Raw genomic sequence first — 11,862 nt, forward strand, 5'->3', positions numbered from 1 at the left:
GCCACATCCAGCACCGTCCTGCCCGGAGCGTGCACCGCACGGGGCTTCCGCCAGGGCGCCAGTGCCGTCGATATCGCCTGATCCAGACCGGACTTGCGGACCGTCTCCACTCAAGACCTGACGCCCTTGTACGGCTTGAGTAGTCGTTCTGGTGTCCTACCGGCTGATTAAATAAGCCAGAGCGCACCTGCTTTCAGTTGATGAATCCAACGCACTTAAATCACCTGCTGGATGACACCCCTCGAAAGCCCAATAACACAACAAGAGGAATCCGATGCGATTAAAAGATTCATCTACACTTCGAGCCCCGATCGCGAAGGCCAGGAAGCGTGTTGCCTACCTTTTGAGTATCACCGTACTTATGTGCGCGCCTGTCTGTCTGGCGCAGCCTGCGCAGGCTGATGTAACGACGGATACGGAAATTCAGCTGTTCGAAAAGGTGAGCGGCGCTTCTCATTTACTCAACGTACAGACGCATCGAGATTACCCCGGAATTGCAGTCTTTGTTGGCGCGAACCCTCTCGAATTAGATGATACCGTAACAGGTAACGCCTGGGAAAAGGCCATCAACAAGTCGGAACTCAACGAGGAAGGAAGGCCTTTCATTTCCTATGCGGAAAAAGTCTGGGACACTCTCGCGGACATCAAGAGGAGCAGTCAGGGAAAGCGCCTTTTGGGCATCTTCCAAAAAGTGACTCCAGCGAGTGACTTTCTCCTTACTCCGAGTAATAACCCTTCCTTGAAGGAAGCCTACCGGTCTGCTCTCATTACCGAACCGGGCTCCAGTAAGCCATCGAGCATTAATGTAATCATCAATCCCGCCCGGGATAGCTCAGCAGTGGGATATGGACTTGACAGCGGGTGTCGGAGTTTTGTTAACTTCAATGTTGGCCACCTGCTTGATGTTGACAGCACGGAAGTTGCCGGAAAAACCTACGCAATGCACCCCTCTGCCGCTCTTTTCCATGAATTGCGCCATTCGGCAGCAATTCTGCTCGGGCTTAACCTGGACAGCTTAAAGTATTACACTAGCTTCCAGTATAAGTACACGGAGGCCTCCGTGTGGAAACCTTCCGAGGGGACCATCCCGGCTGAGGAAATGGCAACTACCGGCTTCTGGCAGGACAGGGACCACTTCAAGGAAGTTAAAGCCGGTACTCTAGCGGTACGTGCAGCCAAGAAGAGCGAGATGTTCACGCAAACGACGCCAGGAACACAGGATTTCGACGCCTTCCTCAAGGACTATAAAGGCCAATCGGACAGAGGGCTAGCGGACTACGTGGATTACTGGAAAAGCCAGGTCGATCCAAAAGATGTCGAGGTCGCCAAGCAAAACTCTATCCTCGGTGAGTTTAAACGGCTGCGCAATGAAGATTTTTGGAATCTTAATGAGAGGAAATATGTGGCGGAGCAGGGATATCTGCAGCGGATGAAGTACTCCGCCCCCATTGATGGGACGCGTCTAGTCGCGTACATGCTTGATGAAAGCCCTAAAGTCCTGACCCTGAACGACCTTCGCTACCCGAGTATTGATCAAGTCAGGGATGAATACCTTCCTGTTACTGCAAGCAAGCACCTCAGGAAGATTATTCTTGAATGCCGAGGGGGTAGCTGGGATGTGGTGGGTGTCGATGTCTGCCCGCTAGATGTCCTGGTCGAACAACCGGGTGGCGGGAAGAAGACCGGAGACGAGAAAAAGAAGGGAGCGGATGCCAAGACCTGATGTGCGTCGGCACTTCCGCAGTAAGGATGTGCAGAGCGGCCACTGATCGGTGATGGCGGTGGGCTCGTAACAGGCGGCTCTCGGGCTGTTGTGCGAGATGTCTGACGTCTCAGCACCACAGCCTGGGGGCCACGTTGGTTGTGTGCCCTTGCGCACTCGGTCTGTCGCGTGCGCTCGTGGAGTGGGTCACGATGCTGATCGTCACCCGCGGGGGTCACCGCCGCTGCAGACCGCGGCGCTCCCGGCCTTGGGGACCAACGGAACAGCCATTAGCGCTAAGCACTTGATCTTGGTCGTCTAGCACACGTGATCGGCTCGTCGGGGGTGTTCGGCGGAAGATCCACGTGCGCTCGCCGCGGCTGGTTACGTCCGCGATATGCCCGTGGAATTTTTGACTGATGAGCAAGCCACCGCGTTCGGATCGTTCGCGGATGAGCCGACGAGACCTGAGCTGGAACGGTTCTTCTTCCTCGATGACGAGGACCGGAAGCTGATCGCGAAGCGGCGGGGTGACCACAGTCGCCTCGGCTTCGCCCTTCAGATGTCCACGGTGAGGTACATCGGGCTGTTCCTGGAGGACCCCCTGGCCGTGCCGTGGCCGGTGGTGGAGCACCTGGCCGCGCAGCTGGAGATCGAGGACGCCTCTCAGATCAAGCGGTACACCGAGCGGCAGATGACGGCGTACGAGCACGCGTGGGAGATACGCGAGGCGTACGGCTACCACCCGTACGAGGACCACGCTCAGGGCCGGAGGTTCCGGTCGTTCCTGCACGGGCGGGCGTGGACGGCGCACGCCGAGGGGCCGAAGGCCCTGTTCGATCATTCGGTGGGCTGGCTGCGCCGCAACCGGGTGCTGCTGCCGGGGGTGAGCGTGCTGGCCCGGGAGGTCGCCGAGGTCCGCAGGATCGCGGAGGAACGGCTGCACGCCACGGTCGCCAAGGAGGTCCGTCGGGCGGACGCGGCCCTGCCGGGGGACCTGGTGGCCACGCTGAAGACGCCGGAGGGCAAGCGGTACTCGGAGCTGGAGCGGATGCGCCGGCCGCCGACGCGGACCACGGGCACGGCGATGAAGGGCGCGTTGCAGCGGGTCGAGGACATCGCCGCCTTCCAGCTGGGGCGGGTGAAGCTGGACAAGATCCCGCCGAACCGCCTGTCCGCGCTGGCCCGCTACGGGCTGGGTACGAAGGCGGCGAAGCTGGAGCGGGCCTCGGAGCCCAAGCGAACGGCGATGCTCACCGCGGTGATGCGTCACCTGGAGGCGAAGGCGATCGACGACGCGCTGGACCTGTTCGAGATCCTGATGGCCACCCGGTTGATCAGCGCGGCGAAGCGGTCCACGGACAAGGAGCGCCTGTCGACGCTGCCGCAGTTGGAGAAGGCGTCGCGGCTGGTGGCGAGGGCGGCGGCGGTGTTCATCGAGGAGCTGGAGCTCATCGAGCAGACCGGCTGCGATGTGGACGTGGCCGCGCTGTGGGCGGCGCTGGAGGAGGTGGCGCCCCGGGCGGCGCTGTCGAGTGCGGCGGTCACGGTGGTGAGCCTGGTGCCGGAGGACGACAACACGGCCGAGACTGCGCTGCGGGGCGCGCTGGCGCTGCGCTACAACACGGTCAAGCCGTTCCTGTCCTTGCTGGGTGAGTCGAAGGCGCTGGACGCGGCGCCCGCCGGCAGGCGGATTCTGACCGGGGTGCAGCGGCTCCCGGCGCTGTCGCGGCGGAAGGTGGGCGAGAAGCCTTTGTTGCCGCGGGAGGTCGACGAGAAGCTGGTCCCGCTGCACTGGCGCAAGGCGGTGTACGCGAACGCGGACCTGCCACAGGGGGTGGTGGACCGCGACGCGTACGTGGTGTGCGTGCTGGAACAGCTCTTCGGCGCCCTCAAGCGCCGCGACGTCTTCGCCTCTCCCTCGCACCGCTGGGCCGACCCGCGGGCCCGCCTGCTGGCGGGCAAGGGGTGGGAGGCGGTGCGCGAGGACGTCCTGACGGGCCTGAGCCTGGACGAGGACGCGGAGCGGCACCTTCGGGAACTGGTCGACGTGCTGGACGCGACGTGGAAGCAGATGGCCGAGCGGCTGGAGGAGGCCAGCCCGGACGCGAAGATCAGCATCGAGGTGCAGCCCAACGGGCGGGCGAAGCTGAACGTGGAGAAGCTCCACGCGCTCGGTGAGCCGAAGTCGCTGAAGTGGCTGCGCGAGCGCGTCGAGAAGATGCTCCCGAAGATCGACCTTCCGGACCTTTTGTTCGAGGTGCACGGCCGGACGGGGTTTCTGGACGCCTTCGTGCACCTGGGCGACGGCAAGACCCGCATGAAGGACCTGACGACGTCGATGGTCGCGCTGCTGGTCTCGGAGGCGTGCAACATCGGCATGACGCCGGTCATCAACCCGGGCTACGAGGCACTGACCCGCTCCCGGCTGGTCCACGTCGACCAGTACTACCTGCGGGCCGACACCATCGCCGCAGCGAACGCCGCCCTGATCGCAGCCCAGGCCCGGGTGCCGATCGTGCAGTTCTGGGGCAAGGGCCTGCTGGCCTCCGTCGACGGCCTGCGCTTCGTCGTCCCCACCCGGACCATCAACGCCGCACCCTCGCCGAAGTACTTCGCGAAGAAGAAGGGCATCACCTGGCTGAACGCGATCAATGACCAGGTGATCGGCATCGGGCAGATGGTGGTGCCCGGCACCCCGCGTGACTCGCTGTTCATCCTGGACGCGCTGCTGAACCTGGACGGCGGGGTGAAGCCGGAGATGGTCGCCACCGACAACGCTTCTTACTCCGACATGGTGTTCGGCATCTTCAAGATGCTCGGCTACCGCTTCTCCCCGCGGTTCAAGGACCTGGAGGACCAAAGGTTCTGGAAGGCGCAGATGCCCGGCGCCGAGGCGGCGGGCGGGTACGGGCCGCTGGAGGCCATCGCCCGCAACAAGGTGAACGTGAAGAAGGTGATCACACACTGGCCGGACATGCTGCGGGTGGCCGGCTCCCTGGTCACCAACCAGGTCAGGGCATACGACCTGCTGCGGATGTTCGGCCGCGAGGGCCACCCGACCCCGCTCGGGCAGGCGTTCGCCGAATACGGGCGGATCGCCAAGACCCTGCACCTGCTCGCCGTCGTCGACCCTATGGACGACACCTACCGGCGCCAGATGCACAAACAGCTCACCGTCCAGGAGTCCCGCCACAAGCTGGCCCGCGAGATCTGCCACGGCAAGAAGGGCACCATCCACCAGGCATACCGGGACGGGATGGAAGATCAGCTGGGCTCGCTGGGGCTCGTTCTGAACGCCGTGGTGCTCTGGACGACCAGGTACATCGACGCCGCCGTCGCCCGGCTCCGAGCCGAGGGCCACGACATCAGGGATGAGGATGTGGCCCGGCTGTCCCCGCTCAAGCACAAGAATCTGAACGTCCTGGGCCGCTACAGCTTCACCGCCTCCCAGCCGGTCGACGGCCTGCGCCCGCTGCGCGACCCGGAAGCCGTCGACCTCGACGACGATGACGACGGCCAGGACGAGTGAACCCGGCACAAGGGGCGGTTCTCGGCCTCGCAGCCGGGCGAGGGGTTGCGTGCGCTGCGCGACCTGGACACGGCGTCGGGGAACAGCGGAGCCGTGGTTAACGGTAGCGATGGTTCCGCTTGGGGGTCTCGCACGGCTGCGAGTAGTTGGCGTACAGGAAATCTCGGTGCGATTGATCTTGCCGGGATTCCCCTACTCCGCAGGCTTTCGGCACAGCTGGGCGCAGGTCTGCCCGTTCGCCGTAGACGCGGCCGTCCTGGCATCGTCCAGCGCCTGGCTGCGGTAGGGCGCGCCAGCTGCCCTCCGGGGCACTGGTCACGAGTTCCCGCCTGCGGCGTCACTTGCCTCCGCGTCTCCCTGGGCAAACTCCACGCTGATCTCATTGTGGAATCTCCTGGTTCGATGCAACGCCTCGACGGCAGCCAGGGCCTCCTCCTCGTCGGCCATCGTCACGAACCCATAGCCGTTCTGGACTTTTGCCTCGGAACGCTGCCCAAACTCGGCAAACAGCTCTTCCAGATCCTCGGGGCGGAGGGTCGGGGGTAGTCCCCTGATAAACAGCTTCGTGCTCATTCAGCTCCCTCTTAATCACTACGGGCTCTCCGAAGGTTTCGATCCGCGCCCGCATGATTACACAACGTGATAGGGCATGGAGTCGTCTCCCCGGCAGCGGGTGACGGGAAGCATGGCGGTTCGCGCAAATGACCAGATGTGAGAGTTCTGAGAACGGCCCTGGGCGATCACGTTTCCGCAGGTCGGCGTTCGCAGAAGTCCTCTCAAAACTGACACATTGTGCGAGACAGTTCTGACAGGCTGCCGGGGTGGAACTGACGCCCGATCAAGCCGCAAATGCGGTAGAACGAAACGACTGTCCGAAGTGTGAAGCCCCGGCCGGGAGTCCGTGCCGCACCCGCGGCGGGAAGACCGCGACGAAGTACCACACCCCGCGCTTCATCCTCGTCCCCGCGCTCCGCGAAGAACTCGACGTCCGCCTCCCCGAGGACCGCGGACCCGGCCGGGCGTGGAAGCCGGGCCCGCCCATTGAGGCGGCGCCCCTCGCGCCGGCCGCGAAGCCGATCCGGATCGGGTACGCCCGGTGCTCGACCGCCCAGCAGGAACTCCAGTCCCAACTCGATGCCCTCGCCCTCGCGCAGTGCAAGCGCGTCTTCTCCGAGAAGATCAGCACCCGCGTCAAGGTGCGGCCCGAACTGGAGGAAGCGCTCAAGCTCGCGTACGACATCAAGGAGGCCGCCCCCGACCAAGAGGTCATCCTCACCGTCCACGAGCTCAAGCGCCTCGCGCGCAACGCGGCCGAGCTGATGACCCTGTCCACCCAGCTCCAGACCGCCGGCGTCCAGCTCGAACTCCTCACCGGCCCCCTCACCGGCATCTATGACCCCAACGGCATGGGCGCCATGTTCTTTGCCGTCCTCGCCGTCGCCGCCCAGCTCGACCGCAACTACATTCGCGAGAAGACCTTGGAGGGCCAGGTCACCGCAGCGAACAAGGGCAACCACGGCGGACGCCCCAAGGTCATCGACGACGACTCGCTCACCTTCGCCATCGCGCTCAAGGGCAAGGGCGTCCCCGTTCCGGAGATCGCGAAGAAGCTCACCATCAAGACCGGCAAGAACGTGGGAAAGCACCCCTCGGTCGCCTCCCTCTACCGGGCCCTCGCCGAAGCTGAGGAGGCCGACGCCCCCGACGAAGCACCGGTCATCGGACCCCGGCGGCCGGTCCGCGCCCGAATCACCGGGCCCGGCAGCGGCACCGACCCAGAGCTGATGGAACGGCTCACCCGGCAGGTACTCAACGGAAAGGCAGACGTATGAGCGACGACGAGCAGAACAGTGCGTCCCTGCGTCCCTGAAGTCCTGCACGCTCGCCACGTGCAGCCGCAGGTTGTGCTTGGCTGCGACCCGGTCCCGGTACTCGATGACCTCGGGGAAGTTGTGGCCGGTGTCCACGTGCAGCAGCGCGAACGGCACCGGCGCGGGCCAGAACGCCTTCAGCGCCAGGTGCAGCATGACGATGGAGTCCTTGCCGCCGGAGAACAGGATCACCGGCCGCTCGAACTTGCCCGCCACCTCGCGGAAGATGTGCACCGACTCCGCCTCCAGGGCGTCCAGGTGCGACAGCGCGAACAGCGGGTCAAACGCGGGGGCACAGTGGCCCACCTGATGGGCCGTCACACTTTTCTCGCGGCTCTCGCCTCCTCCACTAGACGGCTGTGCAGGTGATCGAGGTACGTCTCGCTTTCGGGCTTCATCAGGGCACTACGCAGGATGCGCGCCTGCGGGCGGTCTGCGGCGAGTCCGGAACCGCGCTTGGCGAACGCCGGCGCCGCGATGCGCGAGAGGCTGACGAACAGCGGGTCCGGGGCCGTCGAGCATCGCTCGGCCACGGCTTCGGACGCACGGTCGACGGCGCTCATCGTGACGGAAGCGGTCTTGGGGAAGTAGGTGACGACGTCGAGATCGGGCCTCTGGAAGAGGGTGAACTCTGCTGAGGCGTCCAGGAGGTCGGCCCACCGCAGGGCAGCCCGGCGACCAGCTGCCAGGATCGAGCCGAGGCCTGAGGCGGTCAGGGGGATGACCTGCAAGGTGAGCCACAGGGCCGCAGCTGCTGCGCCCGGGCGGGAGCACTCGAGGCTGATCTCGCCGAGGTGGGGCCGGCTGGAGGTGTAGTACGTGTGCGGGGAGTCGTGCCGGTAGAAGCGGGCGACATCGGGGTCGGCGAACAGGACCGCCCCGCAGCCGTACGGCTGGAGTCCGTGCTTGTGCGGGTCCACGACCACCGAGTCGCATCGGCTGATCGCCCGCCAGGGTACCGGGTCGCCCAGCGGTTGTGAGGGCGCGTCGGCCAGGAGGCGGAAGAAGCCCCCGTACGCGGCGTCGACGTGGACGCGGACGCCGGCTCGCCGGGCGAGGTCGGCGATGGTGTGGACGGGGTCGACCGCACCGGTCCCGGTGGTGCCGGCGGTCGCGACGACGGTGCCGACTCGGCCGGTGGAGAGGAGATCGTTCAGTTTTGACACGTCCATGCGGCCGTGTTCGTCGGCGGGGACGATGTGCACCGGTACGCCCAGGAGGTGGCACATGCGGGCGTGGGTGTAGTGCGCCTCCTCGCTGACTGCGATGCCGAGCCCCGGGTGGGACTCCCGGGCGACAAAGAGGGCTTCGAGGTTGGCCATGGTGCCGCCCCCGGTCAGGTGCCCCAACGGAGTACGGAAACCCATCATGCCGGCGAGCAGGTCGATGACCTCCTCCTCGAGGCTGGTAGTGGCGGGACCGCCGTCCAGCGCGTGGTTGTTGGGGTTGACGAGCATCGCCGCGAGCTGTCCGACGACGGCGACCGGGTGCGGGGGTTTGATTATCTGGCCGGCGTAGCGGGGGTGGAAGAACGGGTAGCAGCCGCCCAATGCCTTTGTGAGGCGTTGGAAGGCGTCCGCCATCCGTTCCTCGTCGATGGCGGTGGCGGGGTGTTTCACGGGTTTGCCGTGCTGCTCGGTCCAGGACCGGTGCTCCTCGACTGCCTGCAGGAGCCAGCGTGAGAGGTCCATCGGTTGCCTTTCGGGCTCAGTGTGGGCGGCTTCCGGCGGCTGAGCGGGACCGGGCCCGGTGGAGCCGCTCGAGAACCAGAAGAGAATCGTCGCTGCTGAGGAGGGAGGGCCGGCGGCCGACGAAGTGGGCGCAGACGCCCAGGTGTGCGTCAGCGGCTTCGTCGAGGGCGGTGAGCAGGGCGTGGCGGGCGGCGCAGTCGGGGCGGCAGACGCGGGCGTGGTGGTCCCCCCACAAACCGATTTCGGCGACCAGGGCACGGTGGTCGGCTGACCAGAGACCGGAGAAGCCTGCGACCGGCAGCTCCGGGGGCATCATCGCCGGCCGGACGGTGCGGTGGTAGGAGGCTTTGTCGAAGGTGGCGGTCAGTGTCATGGCCGCGGCTCCCGCCCGGAGCGCGTGTGCTGCCGCTGCGGTTCCCGTGCGGCTGCAGTCGGCGGTCCGTGCCTGACGAAGAGCCACCACGGCGAGCTGGTTGAGGGCGAAGAACAGGTGGTGCCCGGCCTTCCACCGCTCCAGCGGCGAGGTGTGCTCAGGCCAGCCGGAACTCGGCGCGGCGGTGAGGCGCAGGCCTGCCAGGCGAGCCGCCCGGGCGAACGCGGTGCGCTGGCCCGCACCGGCGCAGGTGTAGCCGGACGACAGGGTTGCCTTCAGGGAGTGGGTCAGGACCACGGCCGGACTACCCGAGGAGCGGGTCACGGCGAAGAACTCGTCGTAGCACCTCTCGCGTGCGCTGCGGCGGGGCACGATCCGTCCGGGCCTCGGTCTCGTGCCGCCGGTCGCGGCTGCCCGTAGCTCCAGGAGGGATCGCGGAAGGTGATCAGGATGCGGGAGGTGGAGGGCCGACTCGGGGGCGGTCATGGATGCCATGCGACCACGACCTGAGGGAGCCCGCGCGCCGGGTGAGCCGAACAGGTGAACCCGGGAGGCCCAGGGTGCAGTGTATGCGCACTTTGATTAACTAGGAGCAGTCATATGCCTACTCTTCGCAATTGACTGGGAGTGTCATCATGTCGCTTTCCCGCTGGTGCCTGGCTGCGTTCGCCGCTCCGGTAGCCGCCCTGATCTGTCCGGCCACCGCCACAGCCCATGCGCCCGAGGCGGTGACCGGGGTACGCGCTTTGACGGCCGTCACCTGCGTCATCGGCGGGTCCGGCAGTTTCACGAACTCCGCCAACACCGCCCAGGGCATCACCAATCTCAGCGCACGCAATGTGGACGTCACGGCCTCGGCCTCCGGCTCGTGCCTGGACCTGCGCACCGGCAAGTCCGCCACCGGTGGCCACAGCATCGTCAGCAGGTCGGTGAACGTCTCCGGGCATCTGGACAACGCCACCTGCGTGTTGGCCTCGGGCCACTACGAGGCGACGGCGACCTGGACTCTCGACGACAGTTCCACCGTCTCCAGCACCAACTTCATCGACATCGCGGCCGGCAACTTCCTGGAGAGCGTCCCTGGCGTCGGCGCAGTCGACAGCGGCCCCTTCTCGGGCGCCACGGTCAAGAACAACACCGTCCTGACCAACGTCCTCGCGAACACCACAGCGTGCAACACCACCACAGGTCTCAAGAGCTACGACTTCGTCACCCAGGTCAACGTGGTGTAGTAGCCCCCGCCACCCGCCAGTGCGCGCAGTCCGCCGGGCGGGTCGCTCCGCACCACCATGAAGGAGCACACGTATGGACGTCATCGGCGCAGGCTTCGGCCGCACGGGCACCGCCTCACTGCAGAAGGCGCTCCACGCTCTGGGGTACGCGCCCTGCTACCACTGGAAGACTCTGCTCGACGAACCTGCCCGGCAGGCACAATGGCACGAGGTCCTAGCCGACGTGGAGGCAGGTAGGCAACCCCGGTGGGAGCGCGTCTACGCCGGGTTCAACGCGGCGGTCGACTGGCCCACCGCCGCGTTCTGGCGGGAGCTCGCGGAGTTCTATCCCGCCGCCAAAGTGATTTTGACGGTCCGTGACCCGGAAGCCTGGTACGCCAGCTTCGCCCAGACCATCTCCGTCGCGATGGGTGCGACGCAACCTTCGAGCGGCACCCGACAGGCCATGGCCGCCCACGGCATCGTCGGCGCACCCGTGCGGGACCCGCTGGCACGCCGCGTCATCGAGCGGGTCTTCCACGGCCGGGCGGACGACAAGGAACACGTCCTGGCGGTGTACCGGCGGCACGTCGCCGAGGTCGTCGCCTCTGTGCCTGCGGAGCGCCTGCTGCTGTTCGATCCCGCTGACGGCTGGGGCCCGCTCACCCGGCTCCTCGGTGTCGCAGAGCCGCTGGAGCACTATCCCCATGTCAACCGACGGTCGGACTTCTGGCAGCTTGTCGCTCGCACGTGACCCGTCAACAGGGCGGACGGAGTAGGGCGAGGCGATGGTGCGGTCCCGGGCCATCTGGTTGTAGTCCAGCCGCCGGTGCCCGACACACTCCGCCGCCCGCTCTCAAAGGGGGTCCGCCGCCGCGGTCAGAGCCGCTCGGATCCGGACGGAACTGGTCGCCCTGCTGGCGGAGGTGGTGCGGGAGGTGAGGCGTTCGGCCGCTCGCGCGGCGGCTTCATCACCAAGATCCAACTGAGCGCGTCGAGCGGGCCTGTGGGCGTCTGGACCCGGAGTTCCGGCGCGTCAACCCGGAGAGCCTCGGCATACCGACGGCTTCCTGCACGAGCACGTGTTGCCCCGGTTCGAGTAGGAGAGCCCGGATCCCTCGTCCGTTACCCGGTATGGCTGTATCCCGCAGAGAACCGGCGCGATCCTGCAAGCGCGCCCGGACCGGAGCATGACGCCGTGCGCGAGGCGATCGGCCACGAGCTCGATGTGCCGCCCGCGCTGACGTTACGTCAGATCGAGACATGCTCGCGGCTCGCCGTATCAAGCGGTGGACTCGACCAGCCCGTGACCGGTGACGCCACCGATTCCGGCGGCGGTGAGCCGGCACCCCGGCATTTCGCGGCGCTGCTACCGCCAGGGTCGGTCAGCTTGTCTTTTAACCACTCGGACGGATGTGAAGTCGGGGGTGGCCCCGCCAGCTCCCCGCCAACCCGTCACCTCGGGGGTGCAGCGTCGTTCAC

The 11,862-nt window shown here is 66.2% G+C and carries 9 protein-coding genes and 2 pseudogenes; 7 read left to right on the top strand and 4 right to left on the bottom strand.

Annotation, left to right across the window (positions count from 1 at the left end; translation table 11 throughout):
- Positions 1 to 361 precede the first annotated feature (361 nt).
- The 3 genes and pseudogenes from ACZ53N_RS34610 (at position 362) to ACZ53N_RS34620 (ending at position 5,234) form a co-directional block, all read left to right on the top strand.
- Positions 362 to 1,723: a hypothetical protein gene (locus ACZ53N_RS34610; RefSeq protein WP_469144744.1), complete on the top strand. Its 1,362-nt coding sequence runs from the start codon at positions 362 to 364 to the stop codon at positions 1,721 to 1,723.
- Positions 1,724 to 1,857: 134 nt separating this feature from the next.
- A pseudogene (locus ACZ53N_RS34615) lies at positions 1,858 to 1,953 on the top strand (IS5/IS1182 family transposase); the annotation flags it as partial.
- Positions 1,954 to 2,099: 146 nt separating this feature from the next.
- Positions 2,100 to 5,234 carry a Tn3 family transposase gene (locus tag ACZ53N_RS34620; protein WP_469144745.1) on the top strand — a complete coding sequence of 1,045 codons (3,135 nt, stop codon included), beginning with the start codon at positions 2,100 to 2,102 and terminating at the stop codon, positions 5,232 to 5,234.
- Positions 5,235 to 5,549: 315 nt separating this feature from the next.
- Here ACZ53N_RS34620 and ACZ53N_RS34625 read toward each other — a convergent pair whose 3' ends face one another.
- The gene (locus tag ACZ53N_RS34625) at positions 5,550 to 5,807 is read right to left on the bottom strand and encodes a hypothetical protein (protein WP_469144746.1); all 258 of its coding nucleotides are present in this window, start codon (positions 5,805 to 5,807) and stop codon (positions 5,550 to 5,552) included.
- Between the two features lie 248 nt (positions 5,808 to 6,055).
- On the opposite strand from ACZ53N_RS34625, the gene ACZ53N_RS34630 reads away from it, so the two are divergent.
- Positions 6,056 to 7,066: a recombinase family protein gene (locus ACZ53N_RS34630; RefSeq protein WP_469144747.1), complete on the top strand. Its 1,011-nt coding sequence runs from the start codon at positions 6,056 to 6,058 to the stop codon at positions 7,064 to 7,066.
- 24 nt (positions 7,067 to 7,090) lie between these two features.
- On the opposite strand, the pseudogene ACZ53N_RS34635 reads toward ACZ53N_RS34630, so the two are convergent.
- From ACZ53N_RS34635 to ACZ53N_RS34645, 3 genes and pseudogenes are all read right to left on the bottom strand, one after another.
- Positions 7,091 to 7,411: pseudogene (locus tag ACZ53N_RS34635) on the bottom strand (phosphoadenosine phosphosulfate reductase domain-containing protein); the annotation flags it as partial.
- An 11-nt stretch (positions 7,412 to 7,422) separates the two neighbouring features.
- The gene (locus tag ACZ53N_RS34640) at positions 7,423 to 8,796 is read right to left on the bottom strand and encodes a pyridoxal phosphate-dependent decarboxylase family protein (RefSeq protein ID WP_469144748.1); all 1,374 of its coding nucleotides are present in this window, start codon (positions 8,794 to 8,796) and stop codon (positions 7,423 to 7,425) included.
- A gap of 16 nt (positions 8,797 to 8,812) precedes the next feature.
- Positions 8,813 to 9,541, bottom strand: coding sequence for a hypothetical protein (locus tag ACZ53N_RS34645; protein ID WP_469144749.1), 729 nt, complete (start codon positions 9,539 to 9,541; stop codon positions 8,813 to 8,815).
- A 263-nt stretch (positions 9,542 to 9,804) separates the two neighbouring features.
- Here ACZ53N_RS34645 and ACZ53N_RS34650 point away from each other — a divergent pair, with 263 nt between their 5' ends.
- From ACZ53N_RS34650 to ACZ53N_RS34660, 3 genes are all read left to right on the top strand, one after another.
- The gene (locus ACZ53N_RS34650; protein WP_469144750.1) at positions 9,805 to 10,401 is read left to right on the top strand and encodes a hypothetical protein; all 597 of its coding nucleotides are present in this window, start codon (positions 9,805 to 9,807) and stop codon (positions 10,399 to 10,401) included.
- 73 nt (positions 10,402 to 10,474) lie between these two features.
- The gene (locus ACZ53N_RS34655; RefSeq protein WP_469144751.1) at positions 10,475 to 11,134 is read left to right on the top strand and encodes a sulfotransferase family protein; all 660 of its coding nucleotides are present in this window, start codon (positions 10,475 to 10,477) and stop codon (positions 11,132 to 11,134) included.
- Positions 11,135 to 11,578: 444 nt separating this feature from the next.
- Positions 11,579 to 11,862, top strand: a 284-nt coding sequence (locus ACZ53N_RS34660; protein ID WP_469144752.1) for a hypothetical protein, incomplete at its 3' end; no start/stop codon positions are given.

Source organism: Streptomyces sp. NPDC033229 (assembly GCF_055576875.1).